Source organism: Robertmurraya sp. GLU-23 (genome assembly GCF_052983275.1).
The window spans coordinates 19848-45491 of the sequence record NZ_JBRKCV010000025.1 but is presented as its reverse complement, the minus strand read 5'-3'; the positions used below and the strand labels follow the sequence as shown (position 1 = coordinate 45491).

Below are 25644 nucleotides of genomic sequence, written 5' to 3'. Positions count from 1 at the left end.
GTTTATCATAGAATGCAGTGATTTCGTATTTGTAAGTATGGAACGAGGTGAATGACGTTTGAATTACCAGCAATTAAAAATAGATATCATTGAATATAGTAAAACGATCGGAATTGATAAAATTGGATTTACATCTGCATCGACTTTCTCTGAGTTACGTAACCGTCTAGTAAGGCAACAAGAGTTAGAGTATCAGTCGGGTTTTGAAGAGCCAGATATAAATAAAAGAGTCGAGCCATTGTTACTGTTACCAGAGGCAGCTTCCATTATTTCCATTGCACTTGCCTATCCATCTAAAATGAAGACGAGAGTGGAAAGCAAAAAAGGAGAGAGAAGAGGCATCTTCTGTCGAGCTTCTTGGGGAACAGATTATCATACCGTTCTTCGTGATCGGTTAAAAAAACTCGAGGACTACATCCATTCGAGAGTTCCAGGTGCTCTTGTAAAATCAATGGTCGATACAGGAGAGCTTGCTGATAGAGCAGTTGCGGAACGAGCAGGAATAGGCTGGAGCGGGAAGAATTGTGCCATTATTACTCCAGAGTTTGGCTCTTATGTATATTTAGGAGAAATGATTACGAATCTCCCAATAGAACCAGATCAACCAGTTGAAAATGGCTGTGGAGACTGTAATAAATGTGTAGATGCTTGTCCAACAGGAGCACTTGTTCAAGGCGGACAACTAAATTCACACAAATGTATTGCCTTTTTAACACAAACAAAAGGATTTCTTCCAGATGAATTTCGAGGAAAGATTGGAAATCGATTGTACGGTTGTGACACATGTCAGACGGTCTGTCCTGAAAATAAAGGAAAGGATTTTCACTTTCATGAAGAAATGGAACCTGATCCAGAAATTGCAAAACCCCTTTTACGTCCTTTACTTTTCATGAGTAATCGGGAGTTTAAAGAAAAGTTTGGACATGTATCGGGCTCTTGGCGTGGGAAAAAGCCAATTCAGAGAAATGCGATTATCTCACTTGCTCATTACAAGGATGAGACAGCTGTTGAGGATTTAATTCAAGTCATGAAAAAGGATCCAAGACCAGTGTTAAGAGGAACTGCTGCTTGGGCTATAGGGAAAATTGGTGGGACAGAGGCACTGGATGCCTTAAATAATGCAAAGCAAAAAGAAGAAGACCAAGAGGTTCTTGACGAAATAAATAAAGGATTATCATTCATTCAGTGAGAGTACTTCGTTACTCTCATTTTTTTTTCAACTCCTTCATATGTTGTACTTGAAGGGAGTGAAAAAGGTGAGAAAACAACTTCAAGTGTTACTCGAGAAAAGGGTCAAGCAATGTGTAGCAAAAACACGAGATATGAACGAGGAATGCACGAAAATTAAGATGAAGAAACAAGGGCTAGCAGAGAGAGAAGGAGAAATTGTTAAAGCTAAAGCTAGCGGCAAAATACAGAACATAGAGCATGTAGCAGACAACGCTCACGTTTATTACCAGGTTCACTTTCAGTATTTGATTAACCATAAAGGAACTTTATATATAGAGGAAGAAATTGAGGAAAGAAAAGCTGAGTTTTATAAAGGAACATTGGTTGAGGAAGAGGAAATACTTCCAGACTTTACAGTAGAAAAAGCAGAAGCAAGCATTAATGAGGCATTTGATGAACGAGTGAGCTTTGAATACGATCGGTTAAGTGCAGTGAAATATGCGGAAACATGGTGGAACAATTATAATCCACGCTTTAGTAAGTTTACGAATGACTGTACGAATTATATATCTCAATGTCTTCGAGCTGGAGGAGCACCGATGACGGGATATCCGAACCGTTCCAAGGGCTGGTGGATGCAGAACAGTAGTTGGACGTATAGCTGGACAGTTGCTCACTCTTTCCGGTGGTATCTGCCAAATGCAAGGATAGGCTTGCGGGCAGTTGAAGTGAATCGACCAGAAGAATTGAAGCTAGGTGATATTATTTGCTATGACTTCGAGGGGGATGGGAGGTTTAATCATACGACCATTGTAACAGCGAAGGATGCAGACGGAATGCCGCTCGTAAACGCACATACAACGAATAGTAGAAAAAGATATTGGGCGTATAAAGATTCAACTGCCTATACACCAAATATCAAATATATCTTTTTGCAAATTATTGACGATGTATGAGCTTTGGCTACTAGTAAAGAGTAATGGTATAATATCCTCTGACAGTTAACTATAGAGGTGACACCATGCCAAACCATATCGTACTATTTCAACCACAAATCCCTTCTAATACGGGGAACATTGCACGTACATGTGCTGCAACAGATACAACACTACATTTGATTCGACCGCTTGGTTTCTCAACAGATGACAAACAATTAAAGCGTGCAGGATTAGATTATTGGGATGCGGTAACCATCCACTACTATGACTCATTAGGTGAATTTTATGAAAAGAATGCAGGCGGGGAATTTTTTTACTTAACGAAATTTGGAAAGATAAACTATACGTCCTTTGATTATAGCGATTCAGAAAAAGAATATTATTTTATCTTTGGGCGAGAAACAACGGGATTACCACAAGAGGTCAGAGAGAAAAACCTTGATCGGGCGTTAAGAATTCCAATGAATGATGAGCATGTACGTTCATTAAATTTATCAAACACGGCAGCTATTTTAGTGTATGAGGCATTAAGGCAGCAAAACTATCTACACCTAACATAAAGGGACCGTTCTATTATAGAACGGCCTTTTTAAAAGGAGGAAAACAAGTGAATACAGTCATTGAAACGATTTTAAATCATCGGTCAATAAGGAGCTTTGAGGACAAGCCATTAACTCGTGAACAGATTAAGATTATCGTTGAAAGTGCTCAAGCAGCATCTACTTCTAGTTACATACAGGCATACAGCATCATTGGTGTAACCGATCGTGTGAAAAAGAAAAAGTTAGCAGAGCTTGCAGGAAATCAAACCTATGTGGAGGAAAATGGGCACTTTTTCGTTTTTTGTGCGGACTTATACCGTCATGAATACATTGGGAAAATGGAAGGAAGAGATGTGATTTCTTCCATTGAAAGCACAGAAAAGTTTATGGTAGCTCTAATTGATGCTTCACTAGCTGCTCAAAATGCAAGTTTAGCAGCAGAATCTTTAGGTCTTGGAATTTGTTATATTGGTGGCATAAGAAACAACCTGGAGGAAGTTGGAGAATTATTGAATATACCTGAGCGGGTGATTCCGTTATTTGGTTTAGCAATCGGTTATCCTAAAACAGTAACAGATAAGAAGCCACGATTGCCACTTTCACATGTGTATCATGAAGAGCAATATAATATCGATAATTATGAAGAGGAACTCAAAAGCTATAATAACGTAATTTCTAGCTACTATAAGGAAAGAACGGGTGGAAAGCGTACTGACACGTGGACTGAACAAATGGCCAATATGCTAGAGAAGCAATCAAGAATGTATATGAAGAATTATGTAGAAGGACAAAAATTTAATAAACAATAAGAAAAAAGCTGCCAAAGAAATAGGCAGCTCTTTTTCTTACTTATTTACACCTGGCTTATCATCGTATCCTGCAGTAAAAATTGCAGCTAGAAATGCAACCATAACACCTAAAATAAGAAGCAATCCCATGTATGTAGCCTCCTCTGTAAAAGATTACGTTTACATATAGGCTTATTATAGCCTATTTCAAACATAGTGTGAATAATTGAAGAAATATTTTTTAGCCAAGTTCCGAAAGAGTTTCTAAAAAAGGACAACATTACTCTTCCTCATTAGGCATGTTCGTTTGTACGGGTGCATAGATTATATTAATCGTCTCTGATCATTCAAACAGGGGAGGTCCATATGGATATCTTAAAAAAGATCGAAATGTTTAGACAAGAAGAGGAAAAGTTAAAGTGGGAAGGTACATTTGCAGAGTATTTAGAAATTGTGAAGGAAAGTCCATGGGTAGCACAGTCGGCACATTCTCGCGTTTATAATATGATCAAAGATGCTGGAATTGAAAAAGACGGGACGAGTAAAAAATATGAATTTTTCAGTAACCAGTTATTTGGTTTAGAGGAGTCGTTAGAGAGATTAGTCGAGGAGTATTTTCACCCGTCTGCCAAACGTTTAGATGTTAGAAAGAGAATTCTTTTGCTTATGGGACCAGTTAGTGGAGGGAAATCAACTTTAGTTACAATGCTAAAGCGTGGATTAGAGGCATATTCGCATTCAGAACGAGGCGCTGTTTTTGCGATAAAAGGCTGTCCGATGCACGAAGATCCATTACATCTTATTCCACACCATTTACGAAAAGATTTTTACGATGAATACGGTATTCGAATCGAAGGGAATTTGTCTCCATTAAATACGATGAGAGTCGAACAGGAGTATGGCGGTAGAATTGAGGATGTAATTGTTGAGCGTATTTTCTTCTCAGAAGATAAGCGTGTGGGGATTGGAACATTCAGTCCGTCCGATCCAAAATCACAGGATATTGCTGATTTAACAGGCAGTATTGACTTTTCAACTATTGCTGAATACGGATCAGAATCCGATCCGAGAGCTTATCGATTCGATGGAGAATTAAATAAAGCCAATCGAGGAATGATGGAGTTCCAGGAGATGTTAAAATGTGATGAGAAGTTCTTATGGCACCTACTTTCTCTTACACAAGAAGGAAATTTCAAAGCTGGTCGCTTCGCACTCATTTCAGCAGATGAGTTAATTGTGGCTCATACGAATGAAACGGAGTATCGCTCGTTTATTTCAAATAAGAAAAACGAAGCATTACACTCGCGTATTATTGTTATGCCTGTACCTTATAACTTAAAAGTAAGTCAGGAAGAGAAAATTTACGCGAAAATGATTGGTGAAAGTGATGTGTCACATGTTCATATTGCCCCACATACTTTACGAGTTGCTGCGATGTTCACCATCCTAACTCGATTAAAGGAACCGAAAAAAGGTGACATTGATTTAGTGAAGAAAATGCGTCTTTACGATGGTGAGAATGTTGAAGGCTTCTCAAGCGCTGATGTGGATGAATTGAAGAAGGAATATGCGGATGAAGGAATGAGTGGGATTGACCCTCGTTACGTGATCAATCGTATTTCTTCTACAATTATTAGAAAAGAAATGTCGTCTATTAATGCACTGGATGTTCTTCGTTCTTTAAAAGAGGGCTTAGATCAACATGCATCTATTACTCCAGAGTTAAAAGAGAAGTATTTAAATTATATTTCGCTTGCTCGAAAGGAATACGACGACATTGCGAAAAAAGAAGTCCAAAAAGCATTTGTATACTCGTATGAAGAGTCAGCAAAAACGCTTATGGACAATTACTTGGATAATGTAGAGGCATACTGTAATAAGGCGAAGCTGCGCGATATACTAACTGGTGAAGAAATCAATCCAGATGAGAAACTTATGCGTTCCATTGAAGAGCAAATTGGTATTTCCGAAAATGCGAAAAAAGCATTCCGAGAAGAAATTTTAATTCGTATTTCTGCCTATGCAAGAAAGGGCAAGCGTTTTGACTACAATTCTCACGATCGTCTACGTGAAGCTATTCAGAAGAAGCTGTTTGCAGACTTAAAGGATGTTGTGAAAATTACAACCTCCACAAAGACACCAGATGAGCAACAGTTGAAAAAGGTTAATGAAGTAGTAGCAAGATTAATTGACGAGCACGGCTATAATTCTACCTCTGCAAACGAACTACTTCGTTACGTTGGTAGCTTGTTAAACCGGTAATAAAAGGAGGGCTGGCTATGTGCCAGTCCTTTTATGTTTACTGCTTGTCCATCTCGGGTATAGATTACCAGAGGTGATAGTCATGAAAACAAATCAAAAAGCTAAAAACGATGTTGCTCAAAACAGTTCCATGGCTGAGGATATGAAAGAAATGAAGAACCTTGGAAAAGAAGTAGAACAAATGAAAACGAATGAAGAGCTTAAAAAAGATAATAAAGTTCAGGATCCACTGCAGGAAACGAATTCAGACCAAGCGAACGAAACAAAAGAAAAAATCGAACAAGTAAAAAGTAAGCATCGTTTCTTAGATGCAAAATTTTAAAGCATACAGCCTGTTCTAAAGGGTTCCATTTTAAAGTACAGAGATGACAGTTGTCAGCGCAAGTAAATGTAAGGGGAGATTTTCCGGTTAAATGAAGAATGGAGCTCGTTTCGGGGTAAATAAAGGGAGGTTTTCCGCTTATGCAAAGCAAAAAGTCCTTTTTTAAAAATTTTCAAGTCAATAGGCGGAATATCTCCGGTTATTTATGCTTTTTTTAAAAAAAATTACTAATTAAACGGAATACCTCCGTATATTTATAAGCTCAGGTGCTTAACTCCAGAAGACCATGCGTCAATTAATAGAATCCTTCAAGAACTATTGAGCTAGTTAAAAGACTAGCTCTTTTTTCACATTTAAAGACAAACATATTTTCTTTCTCGAAATAATATTAATATTAGTAAGTTTTATTATTTTGGAGTCAGGAGAGTTATTCATATAATCAGTCAGATCTTCTTACAGTGAATTTTTAGGGTGAGGAGAGCCCCTCTAATGTACTTGAATAGCAATAAATAGGCTTGTCCGTCACTATGGGCAAATGTCTCATTGTCAAAATTATTTGTAAATTATTGCGTCCTCCTGCATATGATAGAGTAATCAACATTTCCCACTCAAATTTACACTCGGGATATTGTATGAGCGTTTTGTGAAAATGGTGACAAAAAAATTAGGAGGGTTAAAACTATGGCAGATGTAAATAACCATCAATATGTGATTTCGCAAGAAGACTGGTCCCTCCACCGAAAAGGCTATGACGACCAACAGAGGCATCAGGAGAAGGTTCAGGAAGCAATCCGTAACAATTTACCAGACCTAGTAACAGAGGAAAATATTGTTATGTCGAATGGTCGAGAAGTGGTGAAAATCCCGATCCGCTCACTGGATGAATACAAAATTCGTTATAATTATGATAAAAACAAACATGTAGGCCAGGGAGATGGAGAAAGCCAAGTTGGTGATGTCGTAGCTAGAGATGGATCCGCAAATCAAAAGGGACCTGGAAAAGGGCAAGGTGCAGGAGATCAGGCGGGAGAAGACTATTTTGAAGCAGAAGTGTCTTTAATGGACATTGAGGAAGCACTGTTTAAGGAATTGGAACTGCCTAATCTAAAAAAGAAGGAAAAGTCCGAAAATGTTGTAGAGGATATTGAGTTTAATGATATCCGAAAAACAGGATTAATGGGTAACATTGATAAGAAAAGAACGATGATGACCGCTTATAAGCGAAATGCAATGACAGGTAAGGCCAGCTTTCATCCTATTTATAGAGAAGATTTGAAATTTAAAACCTGGAATGAGATTATTAAGCCTGATTCCAAGGCAGTTGTGTTAGCAATGATGGATACAAGTGGTTCAATGGGCCTTTGGGAAAAGTATATGGCTCGAAGCTTTTTCTTCTGGATGACAAGATTTTTACGAACAAAGTACGAAACAGTAGAGATCGAGTTTATTGCACATCATACTGAAGCTAAGGTAGTTTCTGAAGAGGACTTCTTTTCTAAAGGAGAAAGTGGAGGAACGATTTGTTCATCAGCTTACCGAAAATCATTAGAGCTAATTGAAACAAAATACGATCCTGCGAAATTTAATATCTATCCATTCCATTTCTCAGATGGAGATAACTTAACCTCTGATAATGCACGTTGTGTGAAGTTGGTAGAGGAATTAATGAAAGTGTCCAATATGTTTGGATACGGAGAAGTAAATCAATATAACCGCCACTCGACCCTAATGTCCGCGTATAAAAACATCAAACATGAAGACTTCAGATACTATATCCTCAAACAGAAATCCGATGTGTTCCATGCGATGAAAAGCTTCTTCAAGAAAGAAGAAAATAAACAATTTGCTTAAAACCAGCCGTGTGGCTGGTTTTTTATTTAGTGAATAAATGCAAAATATGGGTACTCGTATAAGCTATTTCCATTTGAACAAAATATCAAAGGAGATTGTGCATTTGTTTTTATTTTGGATAGAAAAAAGGGATCCTTATTAAGTACGAGCAATTGGCCAAAGACATTATCGAAAATGTTGGCGGGAAAGAAAACGTTAATAGTGTGGTGCATTGTATTACAAGATTGCGCTTTAAGCTAAAAGACGAGGGGAAAGCAAATACCGATGCGTTAAAGAATATGGAAGGCGTCATTACCGTGATGAAAAGCGGTGGGCAGTATCAAGTGGTCATTGGAAACCATGTGCCTGATGTATATAAAACGGTTGTTGAGGTAGGCGGATTTCAAAATCAATCCCCTGTAGAAGAAGATGGTGGAGGAGAAAAGGGAGGGGGATTTGCTCGCTTCATTGATATAATCGCAAGCATCTTCACACCAATTCTCGGAGTGTTAGCTGCGACCGGGATGATTAAAGGGTTTAATGCTCTTTTTGTTACTTTCGGATGGATTGACACTACTTCTGGAACCTATCAAATATTAAATGCGATTGGAGATTCGTTATTTTATTACTTCCCAATCTTTCTAGGCTACACCGCTATTAAGAAGTTTGGTGGTAGCACATTTATTGGGATGGCGATTGGTGCTTCGTTAGTTTATCCGACCTTAACTACCCTCACAGGGGGAGATCCATTATTTACATTATTTTCAGGATCCATGTTCCAATCACCGGTTTTTATAACCTTCCTGGGTGTTCCTGTTATATTAATGAGTTACGCATCCTCTGTTATTCCAATTATATTAGCGGCATGGTTTGGAGCAAAGGTCGAGAAAGGGTTAAGAAAGGTTATTCCAGATGTAGTAAAAGCATTCTTAGTTCCATTCTTTACCTTACTAATAGTTGTTCCAATCACATTTATCGTAATTGGACCAGTGGCTACTTGGGCAGGAAATATATTAGGACAAGCTACTTTATTTATCTACAATTTAAGTCCAATTCTTGCTGGTATTTTTGTAGGTGGGTTATGGCAAGTATTTGTTATTTTTGGACTTCACTGGGGACTTGTGCCTATTGCCATTAACAATCTGACTACACTCGGTTCAGATCCGGTACTAGCAACTACCTTTGCCGCTTCCTTTGCCCAAATTGGAGCAGTCTTAGGTGTATGGATGAAAACGAAACAGCAAAAGTTAAAATCTTTGAGTATTCCAGCCTTTATATCAGGTATATTCGGCGTAACGGAACCAGCTATATATGGAATCACCTTACCCCTGAAGAAACCTTTCATTTTTAGCTGTATTGCAGCCGCTGTTGGTGGAGGAATCATTGGAGTAACTGGTGTTAAGCTTTATATGATCGGTGGTTTGGGCATCTTTGGGATTCCCTCTCACATTAACCCTGAGGGTGGAGCCGCCATTACTATTTGGGGATTAATTTTATCTATAGTTGTTGCCTTTGTGCTGGGCTTTATTTTAACTTATTTATTTGGTTTAGGAAAAGGACAAAATTCAGCAGTTGAAAATAATACATCTAGTCAGAAAAATGATAGTCAAACCAGTGCTTCACAAACCGTAGCAGTTCAAAGTAAACAAGTGACTATTTTCAGTCCACTTACTGGAGAAGTATTGCCTCTTTCTAGCATAAAAGATCAAGCCTTTGCCTCTGGTGCACTTGGAGATGGCGTGGCGATTGAACCGTCAGAAGGAAAGTTATTTGCCCCGGTTTCTGGAAGAGTAACAGCGTTATTCCCTACCAATCATGCTATTGGTTTTACAACAGATGAAGGAGTAGAGTTATTAATTCATATTGGTATGGATACCGTTGAACTTGGAGGGAAATATTTTACTTCTCATGTATCAATGGACTCACTCGTGGAAAAAGGACAACTTCTTATTGAGTTTGATATACAAAAAATTAAAGCAGAGGGACTAAGTGTGACTACGCCTGTAGTTGTAACGAACCATGCTCAATTCACATTAGAAAAAACCAATCAAACACAAATTAAGTCAGGGGATCAATTAATAGACCTAAACCGTGAGTGATAAGACAATTAATTATTTGAGGTGGATATATTGAATGTAAAGAAAATTAAGTTTCCAGATGGATTTTTATGGGGTGGCGCTGTAGCTGCTAACCAACTAGAAGGGGCCTACCAAGCTGATGGGAAAGGGCTATCAACAGCTGATGTATCTCCAAAAGGAATCATGTTTCCACCTGATTTTTCAATGAAGGAATTTAATCTTTACCATGAGGGAATAGACTTTTATCACAAGTATAAGGAAGATATCGCTTTATTTGCAGAAATGGGCTTTAAAGCGTTCCGTTTTTCTATTGCATGGACCAGAATCTTTCCGAATGGGGACGAAACAGAGCCAAATGAAAAAGGGCTTCAATTTTACGATCAAATGATCGACGAATTGTTAAAGTATAATATTGAGCCCGTAATAACGATATCCCACTATGAGATGCCACTGGGGCTTGTAAAAAATTATGGTGGGTGGAAAAACAGAAAATTGATAGGCTACTATGAGAATTTTGCACGGACCTTATTTAATCGTTTTAAGGGTAGAGTAAGGTATTATATGACTTTTAATGAGATCAATGTTCTATTTCATGCCCCTTTCACAGGTGGGGGATTATTATTTGAAAATGGTGAGAGGAATGAGCAGGAGCTTTATCAAGCTGCACATCATCAATTTGTGGCAAGTGCATTAGCTGTAAAAATTGGTCACGAAATTGATCCAACTGCTCAAATTGGCTGTATGATTGCTTCTATGCTTACGTACCCATATAGTCCAAAGCCGGAGGATATGTTTGCTGCTTTATCTCAGGATAGAAAAACATTGGTTTTCTCTGACGTACAATCAAGAGGCTATTACCCTACCTATATGATGAATGATCTAGAGGAAAAGGGGATTACTATTCAAATGGAACAAGGTGACCTTAAACTTCTCCAAGAGAATACGGTAGATTATATTGGTTTCAGCTATTACATGTCTTTCGTAGCAAGTACTGCTCCTGAACATCAAAATGAGAAAACAGCAGGTAATTTAATGGCAGGCGTAAAAAATCCATATTTACAATCTTCCGAGTGGGGATGGCAAATTGATCCTGTAGGACTTCGAACTGTTTGTAACCAATTATATGATCGCTATCAAAAGCCTTTGTTTATTGTTGAGAATGGCCTTGGCGCTGTAGATAAGCTTGAAGAGGATGGGGCAGTTAATGATGATTATCGAATTGACTATCTGAAGGCACATATTCAAGAAATGAAAAAAGCAATTGGTGATGGCGTCGAAATTATGGGCTATACCTCTTGGGGACCAATTGATTTAGTTAGTGCATCAACGGCAGAACTGAAAAAACGTTACGGATTTATTTATGTCGACCGAGACAGTGAAGGAAAAGGCTCAAACAAACGATATAAAAAGAAAAGCTTTAATTGGTATAAAAAAGTCATTGCTAGCAATGGAGAAGACTTATAGACAAAATAGGAAAGGAAAGCTCGTTAGCTGGAGCTTTCCTTTTAACGTTATTTCACTAAACAGCATTATTTAATTCGTTTAATTCGACAAAAAACATCAAAAACCAACATGTTCATCCGATATAAATAGTAAGTCTTGTTTGACTTTTAGGAGGAACAGCTTATGCCTTATCACTTAATTCTCGATGGAGTAATGGTAGTAGCGTATTTTTTTATTGCAGCCCAATTAAGTAAAAACATTCTTACACTAATTTCTCCAATGCCTCATAAAATAATTGCTGGTGGGTTGGCAGGTGCATTTTCTCTACTCCTATGGATGTTTGTACCTGGACCGCAGGAAGTGGACTTATCTTTCTATCATCTACCTATTCTTATCATTGGATTATTCGGTGGAGGAGCAGCATTAATCGGTGCGATGACCATTGTTCTTGGGGGATTGTCTGTAAAATTAGGATGGGCAATTATTGATGAACCCTCAGTATATTTTTTAGTAGGAATGTGGTTCTTACTTTCAATTCTTAATAGAAAGATTGATAATATTTGGAACAGATGGATGTATTCCATTACATTAGTAACCATTCTATGCTACTACTCCGATTATTATAGATATGTAAATCAAGATTCAACACCCTTTTGGGCTTTTGCCATGCTAAGTGCATTAACAGGTACTTTTACCATGTACTTAATCTTACATGTGCATCGATCAAGAGTTGCATATACCCAGCTTGAAAGGAAGAATCAAAAACTTTCAGAACAGCATGATGAAATCCTTCTTAAACAGAGTGAACTTTCACTAACCAAACAAAAATTTCAAACCGTAGTAGAAAGTGTTAGAGAGGTGATTTTCCAAACGAATCGGGAGGGAAAGATTGTTTTTCTCAATGCTGCTTGGGAGGAGTTAACCTTATTTAAGGTGGAGGATAGTTTAAACAAACATTATCTTTATTATGTTGTTCCCGAGGAAAGAACAACGAACATTAATAAAATTAGTAAGTTGATAGATGAAAAACAAGCTCGGACACGTTTGGAAATTAAATTTTACACCAAAAGGCATGACGTACTTTGGATGGAGCTGAATATTTCATTTTCTTATGACAATGAGGGGAACTTATTAGGCACATTTGGAACAATGACAGATATAACAGAACGTCATAAATCAGATCAAATACTGAGCAAAACTCTAAAGGAATTAGAAAATATTAAATTTGCTATGGATGAATCTGTTGTTGTAATGGTTACCGATCCGACGGGTGTTATCTTAAAGGTTAATGATTTATTTTGTAGCATTTCAGGTTATACAAAGGAAGAGCTTATAGGAAAACCACAGCAGCTTCTAAACTCTGGTTATCATCCACAGAGTTTTTATAAAACGATGTGGGAAACGTTGAGCAGAAAAGAAGTTTGGCGTGGAGAGTTACGCAATAAATCAAAAAATGGAAGTTATTATTGGGTTGATTCTGTAATTGTTCCTCTATTGAGTGAGGAAGGAGAAGTCCACCAATTTGTCACGATACAAAGTAATATAACGAAACGTAAGTTGGCTGAACAGAAACTGGTTGAGGCCAATGACTTGTTGCTAAAGCTATCTTCTGTTGATGGATTGACAGGGATAAATAATCGTCGTTCATTTGATGAGCGCCTTGCTTTTGAGTGGGATAAAGGATGTATGGCCCAAACATCATCTCCGTTGTCTGCCATTTTATTAGATGTTGACCACTTTAAGCTTTTTAATGATCATTACGGTCATCAACAAGGGGATGACTGTTTGAAAAAGGTGGCCAGGTTAATGGTTCGAGAATTGCCACGGACAACGGACTTTGGTGCAAGATATGGCGGAGAGGAATTTGTTATATTACTTCCCGATACTGGATTATTAGAGGCAACCACTATTGCTGAAGAGATTAGAAAAGGAATTCTCTCTTTACAAATCAAGCATGAAAAATCTAAGGTGTCTCCAATGATTACTGCTAGTCTGGGTGTTGCGTCCATTATACCTTCAGAAGACTCTTCGGCAAAACAACTGTTAGAGTATGCGGATAAAGCACTTTATATTGCCAAGAGAAATGGTAGGAACCGAGTAGAGTCTTATAAAGATGAAGAAACACGCACGGTTGACGTTAGTGAAAGAATAATGGAATCGGTCATAGTAAAAGACCCAGTCCAGGAATATATCAATTTATTGCATTCAAAGGATACTCATACTTGGGAGCATTCTAATCGTGTGGCTCATTATGCAATTTTACTTGCTAAAGAGCTAGGTGTTAGTGAGAAGGAACGGGAAAAGCTCTATTTGACAGCTTTGCTCCATGATATCGGGAAATTGGATATTCCGCAGAGTATTCTACGGAAGACTAGTCGATTAACAGAAGAGGAATATACTATTATTAAACAGCATCCCATCTTAGGTGTAGAAAAATTGCAAAGACATGGAGATTTCCCATTTAAAAAGGAAATATTAGAGGGAGTCCTTTATCATCATGAGAGATGGAATGGTTCTGGTTATCCCCATAGATTAAAAGAAAAGGAAATTCCATTGAACGCTCGTTTATTAGGAATCGTTGACTCTTTCTCAGCTATGACAGAAGAACGAGTGTATAAAAAAGGGATTCCAACTGAAAAAGCACTGTTTGAAATTCACAGCCAAATGAATTCACTGTATGACCCAGAGCTTGTTCAAGCGTTTTTAAGAGCAATGAAAACAAGTATCCCGGAACAACAAATAAGGAAAATATCCAGTTAAATCAAAGCCCTCTTACCATTACGAGGGCTTCAGACTTTAGACAAACTCAATGAATATTGAGTCTAACTAAAGTCTATTTTCATTTGGAAAAAGTTAACGGTACTGGTAGATTTCCACTCCGGTTGGACGCTTTCCGCGGGCGGGGCCGAGCCGCTTCCCTCGCTATGCTCAGTCCAGGGTCTCGGCTGTCCCGCTTTTCCCGCAGGAGTCGCCAACCTCCGCTCCAATCTAATAAAGTTTAGTTCATTAATTATAAAAATCTAGAGATTACCTTTTAACGAACACAACAGTTAGAAGTGTTAGTCATATACCAGTTAGTTCAGAAGATCGTATAGTACGAAAAGTTGAATCTTCTATTGATTTTTCGTTCATCTATTCACTGTTTAAAGATCTCTAATCAGACCTCGGTCGCTCGAATATTGATCCTGTTGTTTTGTTTAAGATGGTCTTTATCCAATACATATTCGTTATACGTTCTATACGTCAAACCAACAAAGAGATTGAAACAAACGTGGGTTATAGATGGTTTTTAGGAGGGTGCTTGACGATGACTCTTTATGTCATTTCATGATTTTTAAGTCAAAGTTTTAAGAGTAAACCTGCTGATTGAAGCGGAGGGTGCTTGACTCCTGGGGGATCAGCGGGACAGTTGAGACCCCACAGGAGCGTCAGCGACGAGGAGGCTCAACGCCCGCCCCCCGGAAAGCAAGCACCCGGAGCGGAAATCAGCCTTTTTCCCACCATTCCAAGCAAAAAAATGACAAAAGGTAGTGAGAAGGGCTTTTTCTACAGCTTAAAAGTTGATAATTGTTTTCTTTTCCTACGATAATAGAGAGGTACGATAGAAAGGAGTGTTATCATGGAAGCGAAAAAGGCTTTAATAGCTGGTGCTACAGGACTTGTTGGGAATGAACTTTTACATATATTGCTTGAGGCAAAGGAATATGAAACAGTGACTGCTATTGTAAGAAGATCTCTTTCCATAAAACATCCAAAACTTAATGAAGTAATAATTGATTTTGATCATCTTGAACAATATTCCGAACAGATGATAGCAGATGATGTTTTTTGTTGTTTAGGAACAACCATTAAAAAAGCAAAAACAAAAGAAGTGATGAAAAAGATAGATGCTGATTATCCTCTTGCCCTTGCTAGACTAACACAGAGACTGGGTGCCAAACATTTTCTTTTAATCAGTAGCATGAATGCCAATCCTTCTTCGAAAATATGGTATTCACAAATGAAAGGGAAATTAGAGGAAGAGCTGTCAACCGTACCATTCCAAACAATCTCAATTGTTCGCCCATCACTATTGCTGGGGAATAGACACGAGTTTCGCTTAGGAGAGAAAATCGCTGCAACGATTTTCCAAGCGGTATCATTTGTGTTTGTAGGTCCTTTATTAAAGGTAAAAGCAATAGAAGGAAGACAGGTAGCGCAATCAATGTATTCAATTGCACAAACTAATCGGCAGGGTGTGAATATCTATCCTTCTGATATGCTTCAAAGAAAGATAACTACATGAGAAAGGATTTATACATATGCTTTTAATGATTGGTGCCATTGTTTTAGCTATTCTTGTATATAGTGCCATTTGTTTTTATATTGGATATACTGGCTGGGTTTGGCTAAAAGCAAGAAATCTATTTCAATGGAAGAAAATCTACACTGTCATTGTGATTTGTTTATCATTGTCCGTTTTTGCGGGGCAGTTGTTACCTATCTATTTATTTAAGATTGTAAGTGGATTATGGTTAGCTGTTGTTGGGTACAGCTTAATTATTCTTCCGCTTACCAATCTTCTTGTCTATTTTTTGGGTAAAAGATCAATAATATGGGCTGGTAATTTAGTTGGACTATTTTATTTATTTGTATTAATATATGGCTCCTATCTTGCATGGAACCCGATTATACATACTTTTGATATCGAGGTTGATAAAACAGTTGGGGAACGAAAAGAATTAAAGTTGTTAATGGCTTCAGATATCCATGCGGGTGTTCTTGTTGGAAAGGACCATTTAGAAAAGCTAGTGTCAATTGCAGAAAAGGAAAATCCTGATATTATATTAATTCCTGGAGATCTAATCGATGATTATATTGAACCATATTTAAAACAAAATATGGGTGAAGTAATGGAAAAGCTGGATGCACCCCTAGGAGTATACGCTGTCCTTGGCAATCATGATTATTACGGTGAGGACACAAAAGAAATACTGACTGAAATGGATAAGGTTGGTATAAAGGTATTAATGGATGAATGGGCGCAAGTGGAAAACCTATATATAATTGGTAGAAAGGATCCTACTGACGAAAGTAGACAACAGTTAAAGGAATACCTAATCGGGCTTGATAAAAGTAAGCCTCTCATCATGCTTGATCATCAACCAATTGACTTTTCGGAAGCTAGTAAACAAGGAATTGATGTTATGCTGTCAGGACATACACATAAAGGGCAACTCTTTCCTGCAAGTATTGTGACAAATCTTCTTTACGAAAATGATTATGGGTATGAAAAAATGGAACAATTACATACCTTTGTCTCATCTGGATTTGGTATATGGGGTCCGCCACTCAGACTAGGGAGTCAATCGGAAGTGTTTGTAATTAATCTTACTTTTACAAGGTAAAATGAAAAGGATAGCTAATTGCTATCCTTTTATTGTTTAATAGTCGGTTTCTTTGGGGTTCTTGCTCGACTTTGAATCATGGTATGAAGTAGTTCATGGTATCCAGTTGGATTGCATAAAAGAATTTGGTTACCAAATTCTTTAGGAAAAGCTTCTTGCAGTTGTCTCTCGATTTTGTCCGTGAATCCACCTTTTGATAAAAAGTGTGGGACAATATAAACCTTTTGATACTCCTTTAATAAAGTCATTTCAAGCTTCTTCAAATAATGCGGATCTCTACTTAAATATCCCCATTCAACAGGGGTCTCTAATTCTTCTCTAACTACCTTTGTTAATTGTGAAAGTTCTTGAATAGTTTCTTCATGACCACTTCCATGGGCAACTAGTAAAACAAGTTCATCCTGTGTTTGTTGATAGCCTTTTTCTTGAAGCTTATCCATGATTGCTGGTAGAAACAAACGATCGCTTCCTAGAACATTTGCATACATAATGGGTATTGTAGGGAATTGTGCTTGAGAATCAGCAATTTCGGTTGGTATATCTATTAAAGCGTGATTACCAGATAATAATAATACAGGCACGATAGTCACGGTCGTGGCTCCCTTTTGTATACAAGACTCTATCGCTTCCCCAATAGAGGGCGTAGCAAGTTCAAAAAAACCATATGCTTGTATAGGAGCAATATTTTCTTTCATCGTTTCTGTTATAAATGAAATAAATTGTTCATTCCAATTCTTTGAGCGGCTACCATGACTTATATAAACGACGGCTTCCATTTTTTACTCCACACCCCTAAGTTGATAATTATTTCGAAGTATATCAGTTGCTGGGATAGTGAGCAAGCAACTGTATGTTACTTAGAATAATAGTCTGCTAAGCAAATAATGGCACTTCCCATTCGTTCTGTTTCTGGGAAAATGACACGGTTAACACCATGTTCTTTTAGTGCTTGAGCGGTGACTTTTCCAACAGCTAGAGCCACAACTTTATTTTCAAACCCATTAAGCAGTGTCGTAGTCTGTCCCTTTTTTTCCGCATGGGCAAATAAGAACCGTACTTGTGGGGTGCTCGTAAAGCTTACTGCATCAATGCTCCCTTCAATAATTTCTGAGAGTAATAAATCAATGACTTCTTCACTTGGCGGTGTATGAATATATGGAAGAATTTCATGGTATGTGGCTTCGTTATCCTCAAGAAATTTTATAAGAAGTGGAGCAGGGTCACCATGCAGTTGAAGTGCTACTCGTGTCCCTTTAACAAATTTCTCACTTGTAGAAAGGGAACGTACCAGTCCAGCTGTACTTCCATCGTCATCTCTCACAATGGGAGTAATACCGAGCGTTTTTAAAACATTTACCGTCTTATATCCTCTAGCAGCAATTTTACTTTCTTTGAGCTTGGAAATAAATTCATTCTTTTTTTGCATCTTCTCAGCTGTTTCTAAAAGAATGGTAAGCCCAATACCTGTAGTGAAAATAAGCCAATCATAGCTTCCACCAAGTAATTTCGAGATTTCACCCTCTATATTTGAATCATCCAATCTAGTTGTACCTTGTGAGGGGCGAAGAACGGGGATTCCCCCTTGATTGATAATAATCTTACTGATTTCATCCGTTTTTCTCGTACCTGCAATAACCACTCGCTTGTTCTCTAGTTTTTTCATGTATATCCCTTCTTTCTGTTAGAATAGTTAGAATCATTTTAGCATCAATAACGAAAGTAAGCCTCCTTAAAACAAAGTTTTTTGTAGATATTTGCAATAAGCAGGCTTATTTCTTGTTCGAAAAAAGTTCGTTATAATATAGAAATGATTTTGACTTGGAGGTGAAGGGTGATGGACCTTGAAAAAATTATATTAAAGTTGTCGGAAAGAAGTCCTTTTGTTTTAGGAAGTGAGAACTTCTCCACCTATTCCGTTTTGCTTCCTCTTGTATATATAAATAATGAAATACATCTTGTATTTGAGGTCCGAGCTTTTTCATTAAGGAGACAACCGGGTGAGGTTTGTTTTCCTGGGGGGAAAAAGGATGAAACAGATAAGGACCACACGGAAACTGCCATGAGGGAGACATATGAGGAATTAGGCTTAAAGGAAGGAAGTATATCTCAGGTTGTACCACTAGATTTCATCGTATCTCCGTACGGCAATATTATTTATCCATTTGTTGGAGTCATAGATACAATTGGTGACCTGCATGTAAATCATAAAGAGGTAGACCATATCTTCACTGTACCACTTGCATTTTTTAAACAGACGCAACCTGATATTCATTATGTAAATGCTCGGTTAGAACCAGAACCAGGTTTTCCTTATGATTCCATTGTTGGTGGGAAAGACTATAATTGGCAAATGAAAAGAATGGAAGAGTGTTTTTACTATTTTGAAGATAAGGTGATATGGGGGTTGACTGCAAGGGTCGTTAGACATTTTATTCAGGTAATTGAAGAATAATGGCACCACACCAGTAGTCACATCATAAATAAAAAAACACCTCAGGAGGTGACGAAGAACTGAAAACGAGAGAGCTATTATCACATGTACAAGAAGCGTATGTCTCTCTGTCGAGGATGGGTTTGGTTATTGTAAGTGCGAAAGGAGAGTATCTGACATCCTTATCCGGGATTGATCCGGTTACAGAATACCTATTTATCAATGAGGATATTGCTTTTCGTCAACAAATTAATCAAGTTGTCACTTCTTCAACTATTACTAAACCTATCACCTACTTACTCCTTCATAATGGGGAGGCAACAGGTCTAAAAATAGCAATTGTACCAGTTAAAGTAGATGGAACGATTTATGGTTATATATTAACCTCAGTATTTGTAGAAGGAAATATTAGTAAGGAACATCTTGTATCTATTTTTAACGATAGAAAATGGGAAGAAGCCGTAAAGGTAATAAAAGTTCTTACTATAGATGAAACAGATGTATTACTAGATACATTACAAAAGATGGATACCGTTTGCTGTGCTTTTTTTGTAAAAGAACTGGAAACACAACGCTTTCATTCACTGCAACAATTACTTTTACATATGAATCGAGAAAATCTTCAAATTGCAAGTCTGTTTGAGCAGCTTTATGAAAATATAGACGATGTTGATTTGCTTTGTTATGTTACACAAAATCGGAACGAGCAATGGGTACTGGAACATTCAAAGGGTAAGAATGAAGAGCGGCTCGGTAATCTAAAGCTAGATATGATAACAGATTTATTGCAAAGTGCTCTAGACAAAGGCGACTACCAAAGCATTGAAAATATACAGTTTGATCCTCGACTTTCTTTTCTATATGCTTATGAAATTAAGCCTAAGTCTGTTTATTTTTTTCCTGTTAAAAATGAACTTGATTCACAAGGAGCCATTATTTTAATTAGTGAACAGAAAGACAGAATTTCCCGTAAAAATCTTCAAACAATAGATGTTATAAGAGGAATGTTTGCTGTTTATCAGGCGAAACGTCAATTAAAGATAGTAGGTTTTCACCATTTAACAAAGCTCTCTAGAGTCATTGATATGAGTAAGTTAATGATTGATTTGAAGAGTGTCAGAGAGTTGCTGTTCTTAATCTTAGATATGACAGATCATTTAGTAAAAGATTCATTTGCAATTGTAGTACTGAGGGACGAGACGTATGAAAGTCTTAATGGTGATCAGTTATCAAAGAATCAACTAGAAGTATATAAAAAAGATGTATCTGAAAGTTTGTTTCGGGGACAGGGTGAAACACATAACCGCATAAGAAACTTCTCTTTTGGTTCAATGATTGAATGTCCCATTCTTGTTAATCAGCAAGTAGAAGCAGTATTATGTGTGAAAGTGGAGAATGTTACAAATGAGTTAGAGGTCTATTTAGAGATACTTTCCAATTTATTGAGCATTGGAATGGCTAAATTTCATGAAACAAATAAGGAACAAACTGAAAATGGCCAATCATTGAATGTTCCAGAATCCATTAAGAACCTGCTAACTAATAGAGAAAATGAAATCCTACAATGGATGTTAAAAGGTTATAACAATCAAGAAATTGCTGATGCACTTTTTATTAGTGCACACACCGTGAAAAACCATATCTCAAATATATTCCAAAAATTAAACATCACGGATCGAAGACAATTGTTTTCAACCATTTATCAGCTTCAGTTTTATACCTAAGCTCCCGGTTGGGAGTTTTTCTTTATTATAAGAAGAAGAGACTATGAAAGAAAATTATTTATAGCATTCTTCTCCTATCTATTAAAAAAGAGCTATTTTATTAATAAGAATTTTAGGAGTGTTGCTCTAGGAGATGAGTTGCGTTTGGAAGAAAGATAGGAGAGATAGGGAATGGAGAATTATAGTGATTGATTTATAATAGATATAGAATGCTTGAGTGAAAAAGTTTTTTCAAAGGAGTTTTGACAATGGCTAATCAAGAAATTATCACCTATGATTGGAACCAGGATGTAACATTAAAAACGGCTGACCTTTTTCGAGAGGAGTTACAATCGTTTATTCAGACTGAAAAGAAAAAACTTATTTTAAGTTTAAAGGGTGTTGGGTATATAAACAGTTCAGGACTTGGAGTGATTGCTGATGCAGTTATGCAAGCAAGAAGGCAGGGGAAAGAGCTGGTTGTAGCAAACATAAAGGAACCAATTTCTGAGATCTTTGAAATTGTTAAGTTTGGCTCATTTATTCATCTCTTTGTTACGGAAGAAGAGGCGACTCAATTTTTTAATCAATAAGTAATTTTATCAATCGCCATTTTTTTGTCAAAAACATTTGAAAAAATAGTGAATGAATGGAAATAATTCACCCTATAACCACTACATTTTCTATAATAATAGTGGACCTATAGGAGGGGATTATTGATGAATATTACAACGATAATTGAACTGAATAATCAAGAAGTAGAACAGATGGCAGGAGCTAAGATGGTGTTTGTGCAAGAGGAAATTACTGAACAGATCATTCATACCTGTGTAGATTGCTTTACTGTAGAAGGGTCAGAAGAAAAGATTGAGCCGGAACTAGCAATGGAAAAGGTTTTTGAACAATTAAAAGGGAATGGTGTGATTCCTCCAGGTGTAACAGAATTTTCCTTTGAAATGCCAGCTTGTGGTACCATCAAAAAAAATAATCAAGTTATAGCAGAAATCCCGCAAAATGTTGTCCTAACATTTACGATATAAATAATTGAAGAAACACCCATCCTGACTCAAAAGTGTCAGGATATTTTTTTGTTCAAAACTACAGAAAAATCGACATTAATTTTAGTGGTCAAAGTGAAAGTAACGTATAATAACAAGTAAATTATAGATAAAAAGGTGTGAATATATTGGGTAATAAAATTGGATTTATTGGCTGTGGGAAAATGGGACAAGCAATATTAACGGGGCTACTTAGTAAAAGTAATATGGAAAAAAATATCGTCCGGGTAAGTGCGAAGACAGAAACTACATTAACTAAGGTAAAAGAGTTGTTTGGGGTTGAAACAACTACCAATAATAAAGAAATTGGAAAATGGGCCGATATTATAGTAATAGCTGTAAAACCAGATTTACATAAAGAGGTTATTGAGGAAATTAGAACAGTGATATCCTTTAATACGATAGTCGTTACCATTGCAGCAGGTATTACATTACAGTTCTTAGAGCAATTATTTGAAAGACAAGTAAAGGTTGTTAGAGCTATGCCCAATACTCCTTCCCTTGTTGGAGAAGGAATGACAGCGCTGTGTTTTCATCATCTTGTTTTAAACGATGAAAGAGAGCAGGTTTCCCATATATTTGAGTCTTTAGGAAAGGTTGAAGTATTTCCAGAGTCGTTAATGAACAGTGTTCCAGCGATTAGTGGTTCTTCACCTGCTTATGTGTACATGATGATTGAAGCATTAGCAGATGGTGCTGTTAAGCAAGGGCTAGCACGTGACAAGTCCTATAGAATGGCTGCTCAGGCAGTTCTTGGTGCTGCTAAGATGGTTTTAGAGACAGGACTACACCCAGGTGTATTGAAGGATCAGGTTTGTACCCCAGGTGGTGCTACCATCGAAGCAGTAGCAGCCTTAGAAGAAACAGGCTTTCGTGCCTCCATTCTTTCAGCGATGGAGAGTTGCACAGAAAAAGTTATCTAATTAACAGAAAACGAATGAAGAGGAGTTTAGGGATGTGTAATAGGATTGAAAATGGGGAATATAAGCATAATCTCGCTGATTATCCTTTAGGGGGGTGTTTGTAATGAATATGGACAAATATAAACTCCTTCTTTTCAAAAAAATTAAGGATCAGCTTTCCATTTGGTTTGAGAAGGAACCTAATAAACCTGCCACGAAAGATGAACTTTTTCTTTTTCTACATTCCATTAAAGGTACAGCAGGCACCATTGATTTAGGTGGATTATTTACTCTTGTTACAAATTTAATGAATGAGATTGAACGTAATGATACAAAGCTTCAATGGGAGAAACAGGAGCTACATGATTTCCTTTACGAGTTAATGGATTTAAGTTATCAGTATGAACATTTTGAGACGGTAGATGTTTCTCAGCCTATTACTAGAGATGAGGGGACACCTCTTATTCAAGTGATTGATGATGATATTTCCATGCTCATCTTATTAAAGGATACACTTGAAGAAAAGGGATGGATCGTAGTTGCGCATACAGATGCGGAAGTAGGAAAAGAATTGTTTTATGAACTGCAACCTGATTGTTTAATCATAGATGTTAATCTTCCGGGAACAAATGGTTTTCAGCTTTTGGAAGGTCTTAATCACCACCTTGAAAAAATGTTTATTCCGACTGTCATGATTAGTATTGCAAACGACCGGGAGACACGAATAAAGGCTATTAAATCTGGTGCAGATGATTTTATAGAAAAGCCATTAGACCTTGAGGAGTTTGTTCTGCGAGTAAAGCGTCAACTAAATAGAAAAAAGTTATTTGAACAATCCGTCATGATTGATGAACTTACACAGGTGTATAATCGCAGATTTTTAAACGATTCTTTAAGGAGGTGTCTCGTTGATATTGAGAGATCTAGCACTTATTTTACAGTAGCCGTACTTGATCTAGATTACTTTAAAAGGGTAAATGATACATATGGACATAGCGTAGGAGATAAAGTGTTACAGACATTTGCTCAATTCCTAAAGGAACATGTAAGAGGGACGGATTCGGTCTTTCGATACGGGGGAGAGGAATTTGTGATTTTATTTCCTAGAACCAATGATACGGATGTAAAGAACGTTCTTACTAGGTTGTTAGAAAAATTCTTTAACACCCCTTTTACCGAAAACGGAAAAACTTTTTATATTTCGTTCTCAGCTGGAGTTTTTATGGTTTTAGATGAAAAAATGGACAGTAAGACTGTGATTCAAACAGCTGATCAAGCACTGTATTTAGCAAAAGAAAATGGGAGAGCAAGAGTTGAAAGTGCTAATCAATTAAACCTTGGAGCAGCCAAGAAAACTCTACATGTATCCCTCATTGATGATGATGTAATTATTCGGACGATGATAACAAAAATTCTTCAAAGTATGGAATTTGAATTTGTTGATCTAGATATTTGTTCTTTTGAAAATGGGGTGGGATTTTTTGACTCAGGGAGGCATGAAATTTCCGGTCAGCATTTTCTTGTTCTCGATGGAGTAATGCCTGTGATGGATGGAACTGAAGTACTTCAACGAGTGAAGTCAGGGAGGAAAAGAAAACAATTCCATGTACTTATGCTTACGGGACGGAAAAATGAACAAGATATTGCTCGTTCACTTAAACTCGGAGCGGATGACTATGTGACAAAACCTTTTAGTATTCAGGATCTTCAAGCGAGAATCTATAGCTTTATTCAAAGGATAACTAAATGATGATTTCTAATGAAATAATTGTTCTCTTTTATGCAACCATTTTTATACTTATCTTACTACTACTCATCTTACTTTATTTAATTATTCGGAAAACGGTAGAAAATCAGGGAAATCTTAAGGTTAAAACAATAAAACTGGAGTTAGAAACTTCTCTGTTTGAAAGCATTTCTGAAGGTAAAGTATATGAGATGACTAATCGAGACCGTTTTTCCTTGAAAGCAATGGAGGAGTTATTAAAAAGCTACTCAGATACAGTCGTTGGAACAATGGAGCTCCAATCTCTTACTGCTTTGGCAGATAGATATTTATTAGAAGGGTACAGAAAAGTATTAAAAGGTAGAAGTTGGAGCAAACGAATCAATGCCCTCTATCATATTGAAGATTTTCATATGCATAGGCTCTCAGCTGATGTGAGACAGCTTTTGCAAAGGCGTTCTATAACGAAAGAAGAAGTGATTGTCAGTATTCGTTTTTTAGCAGCAACGGATCTGTTTGAAGAAGTTTTTGAGTTTGTGAATAAAAGGTACACTGATTTAACAGATTTTGATTATAGAAGTATTTTGTTCAAATTAGATGAAAATTCCTTCCGTTTGCTCGTTGAGAGGTTTTCTGAATGTCATTCAACCCTTCAATGGTCTACACTTGAAATCATTTCAATTAGAAAAGAACTCTCGTATCTCTCTTTTGTGGAAAAGATATTCCATTCGTATAAGGGAGAGACGAGAATTCGTGCACTTAAGGCCATTGCATCTATAGGATTTACCACCGATATTGAACAGTTTTACCCTTTAAGGGAGAGTTCAGAGTGGCAGGAGAGAATGCTACTTGCTAAGTTAATTCATTTTTTTCCTTCGGAGTCCTCGTACGACATTTTAGCAACTTTAATTCATGATCGCAATTGGTGGGTTCGTTCCCAAGCCGCTCAATCATATACAAAGCTACCAAAAGGAAAAGAACGATTAATAAAAATAATGGAAATCTCGCATGATCCGTATGCTAGAGATATTGCGGCAGAGTGGCTTCAAAAAGGGGAAATTTAA

The 25644-nt window shown here is 37.1% G+C and carries 21 protein-coding genes and 1 pseudogene; 20 read left to right on the top strand and 2 right to left on the bottom strand.

What is annotated here, in order from left to right; all coding sequences use genetic code 11:
• Positions 1-58 precede the first annotated feature (58 nt).
• From queG to ACVBAX_RS23905, 13 genes and pseudogenes are all read left to right on the top strand, one after another.
• A complete protein-coding gene (gene queG, locus ACVBAX_RS23965) occupies positions 59-1189 on the top strand; it encodes a tRNA epoxyqueuosine(34) reductase QueG (protein ID WP_447119379.1) in 1131 nt (376 codons plus the stop codon).
• A gap of 67 nt (positions 1190-1256) precedes the next feature.
• Positions 1257-2126, top strand: a complete 870-nt coding sequence (locus tag ACVBAX_RS23960) for an amidase domain-containing protein (protein ID WP_447119377.1) — start codon at positions 1257-1259, stop codon at positions 2124-2126.
• Between the two features lie 65 nt (positions 2127-2191).
• Positions 2192-2668, top strand: coding sequence for a tRNA (uridine(34)/cytosine(34)/5-carboxymethylaminomethyluridine(34)-2'-O)-methyltransferase TrmL (gene trmL / locus ACVBAX_RS23955; protein WP_447119375.1), 477 nt, complete (start codon positions 2192-2194; stop codon positions 2666-2668).
• Positions 2669-2715: 47 nt separating this feature from the next.
• Positions 2716-3459: an oxygen-insensitive NADPH nitroreductase gene (nfsA, locus tag ACVBAX_RS23950; protein ID WP_447119373.1), complete on the top strand. Its 744-nt coding sequence runs from the start codon at positions 2716-2718 to the stop codon at positions 3457-3459.
• Positions 3460-3804: 345 nt separating this feature from the next.
• Positions 3805-5700 carry a PrkA family serine protein kinase gene (locus ACVBAX_RS23945; RefSeq protein WP_119707055.1) on the top strand — a complete coding sequence of 632 codons (1896 nt, stop codon included), beginning with the start codon at positions 3805-3807 and terminating at the stop codon, positions 5698-5700.
• Between the two features lie 19 nt (positions 5701-5719).
• The gene (locus tag ACVBAX_RS23940) at positions 5720-6022 is read left to right on the top strand and encodes a hypothetical protein (RefSeq protein ID WP_447119371.1); all 303 of its coding nucleotides are present in this window, start codon (positions 5720-5722) and stop codon (positions 6020-6022) included.
• A gap of 681 nt (positions 6023-6703) precedes the next feature.
• Complete coding sequence (yhbH, locus tag ACVBAX_RS23935) at positions 6704-7873, top strand: sporulation protein YhbH (protein ID WP_447119370.1); 1170 nt, start codon at positions 6704-6706, stop codon at positions 7871-7873.
• 137 nt (positions 7874-8010) lie between these two features.
• Positions 8011-9951, top strand: a complete 1941-nt coding sequence (locus ACVBAX_RS23930; protein ID WP_447119390.1) for a beta-glucoside-specific PTS transporter subunit IIABC — start codon at positions 8011-8013, stop codon at positions 9949-9951.
• A gap of 30 nt (positions 9952-9981) precedes the next feature.
• The gene (locus tag ACVBAX_RS23925) at positions 9982-11394 is read left to right on the top strand and encodes a 6-phospho-beta-glucosidase (protein ID WP_447119365.1); all 1413 of its coding nucleotides are present in this window, start codon (positions 9982-9984) and stop codon (positions 11392-11394) included.
• Between the two features lie 162 nt (positions 11395-11556).
• Entirely contained in the window at positions 11557-14133 is a 2577-nt protein-coding gene (locus ACVBAX_RS23920; RefSeq protein ID WP_447119363.1) for a diguanylate cyclase, read from the top strand.
• 296 nt (positions 14134-14429) lie between these two features.
• Positions 14430-14668, top strand: a pseudogene (locus ACVBAX_RS23915) (transposase); the annotation flags it as partial.
• A gap of 324 nt (positions 14669-14992) precedes the next feature.
• Positions 14993-15658, top strand: coding sequence for an NAD(P)H-binding protein (locus ACVBAX_RS23910; protein ID WP_447119361.1), 666 nt, complete (start codon positions 14993-14995; stop codon positions 15656-15658).
• Between the two features lie 16 nt (positions 15659-15674).
• Positions 15675-16760 carry a metallophosphoesterase gene (locus tag ACVBAX_RS23905; protein WP_447119359.1) on the top strand — a complete coding sequence of 362 codons (1086 nt, stop codon included), beginning with the start codon at positions 15675-15677 and terminating at the stop codon, positions 16758-16760.
• Positions 16761-16789: 29 nt separating this feature from the next.
• Here the strand turns inward: ACVBAX_RS23905 and ACVBAX_RS23900 are convergent, their stop codons facing one another.
• Complete coding sequence (locus ACVBAX_RS23900) at positions 16790-17536, bottom strand: sirohydrochlorin chelatase (protein WP_447119357.1); 747 nt, start codon at positions 17534-17536, stop codon at positions 16790-16792.
• Between the two features lie 77 nt (positions 17537-17613).
• Positions 17614-18423: a uroporphyrinogen-III synthase gene (locus tag ACVBAX_RS23895; protein WP_447119355.1), complete on the bottom strand. Its 810-nt coding sequence runs from the start codon at positions 18421-18423 to the stop codon at positions 17614-17616.
• Positions 18424-18594: 171 nt separating this feature from the next.
• On the opposite strand from ACVBAX_RS23895, the gene ACVBAX_RS23890 reads away from it, so the two are divergent.
• From ACVBAX_RS23890 to ACVBAX_RS23860, 7 genes are all read left to right on the top strand, one after another.
• Positions 18595-19212, top strand: a complete 618-nt coding sequence (locus ACVBAX_RS23890) for an NUDIX hydrolase (protein WP_447119353.1) — start codon at positions 18595-18597, stop codon at positions 19210-19212.
• 122 nt (positions 19213-19334) lie between these two features.
• On the top strand, positions 19335-20915 hold the full coding sequence (locus tag ACVBAX_RS23885) for a response regulator transcription factor (RefSeq protein WP_447119351.1): 1581 nt from the start codon (positions 19335-19337) through the stop codon (positions 20913-20915).
• Positions 20916-21163: 248 nt separating this feature from the next.
• Positions 21164-21487: an STAS domain-containing protein gene (locus tag ACVBAX_RS23880; RefSeq protein ID WP_447119349.1), complete on the top strand. Its 324-nt coding sequence runs from the start codon at positions 21164-21166 to the stop codon at positions 21485-21487.
• A gap of 123 nt (positions 21488-21610) precedes the next feature.
• A complete protein-coding gene (locus ACVBAX_RS23875) occupies positions 21611-21934 on the top strand; it encodes a hypothetical protein (protein ID WP_447119347.1) in 324 nt (107 codons plus the stop codon).
• A 146-nt stretch (positions 21935-22080) separates the two neighbouring features.
• Positions 22081-22875, top strand: a complete 795-nt coding sequence (gene proC / locus ACVBAX_RS23870) for a pyrroline-5-carboxylate reductase (protein WP_447119345.1) — start codon at positions 22081-22083, stop codon at positions 22873-22875.
• Positions 22876-22978: 103 nt separating this feature from the next.
• Complete coding sequence (locus ACVBAX_RS23865) at positions 22979-24604, top strand: diguanylate cyclase (RefSeq protein ID WP_447119343.1); 1626 nt, start codon at positions 22979-22981, stop codon at positions 24602-24604.
• The gene (locus ACVBAX_RS23860) at positions 24601-25644 is read left to right on the top strand and encodes a HEAT repeat domain-containing protein (protein ID WP_447119341.1); all 1044 of its coding nucleotides are present in this window, start codon (positions 24601-24603) and stop codon (positions 25642-25644) included. Before ACVBAX_RS23865 ends, ACVBAX_RS23860 begins: the two co-directional genes overlap by 4 nt.

What these genes read in the sequence shown, in the direction of transcription:
- ACVBAX_RS23900 (WP_447119357.1), bottom strand. Translation starts at nt 17,536, where the DNA reads ATGGAAGCCGTCGTTTATATAAGTCATGGTAGCCGCTCAAAGAATTGG.
- ACVBAX_RS23945 (WP_119707055.1), top strand. Translation starts at nt 3,805, where the DNA reads ATGGATATCTTAAAAAAGATCGAAATGTTTAGACAAGAAGAGGAAAAG.
- ACVBAX_RS23865 (WP_447119343.1), top strand. Translation starts at nt 22,979, where the DNA reads ATGAATATGGACAAATATAAACTCCTTCTTTTCAAAAAAATTAAGGAT.
- ACVBAX_RS23895 (WP_447119355.1), bottom strand. Translation starts at nt 18,423, where the DNA reads ATGAAAAAACTAGAGAACAAGCGAGTGGTTATTGCAGGTACGAGAAAA.
- ACVBAX_RS23860 (WP_447119341.1), top strand. Translation starts at nt 24,601, where the DNA reads ATGATGATTTCTAATGAAATAATTGTTCTCTTTTATGCAACCATTTTT.
- ACVBAX_RS23910 (WP_447119361.1), top strand. Translation starts at nt 14,993, where the DNA reads ATGGAAGCGAAAAAGGCTTTAATAGCTGGTGCTACAGGACTTGTTGGG.
- ACVBAX_RS23880 (WP_447119349.1), top strand. Translation starts at nt 21,164, where the DNA reads ATGGCTAATCAAGAAATTATCACCTATGATTGGAACCAGGATGTAACA.
- trmL (WP_447119375.1), top strand. Translation starts at nt 2,192, where the DNA reads ATGCCAAACCATATCGTACTATTTCAACCACAAATCCCTTCTAATACG.
- ACVBAX_RS23905 (WP_447119359.1), top strand. Translation starts at nt 15,675, where the DNA reads ATGCTTTTAATGATTGGTGCCATTGTTTTAGCTATTCTTGTATATAGT.
- ACVBAX_RS23890 (WP_447119353.1), top strand. Translation starts at nt 18,595, where the DNA reads ATGGACCTTGAAAAAATTATATTAAAGTTGTCGGAAAGAAGTCCTTTT.
- ACVBAX_RS23920 (WP_447119363.1), top strand. Translation starts at nt 11,557, where the DNA reads ATGCCTTATCACTTAATTCTCGATGGAGTAATGGTAGTAGCGTATTTT.
- yhbH (WP_447119370.1), top strand. Translation starts at nt 6,704, where the DNA reads ATGGCAGATGTAAATAACCATCAATATGTGATTTCGCAAGAAGACTGG.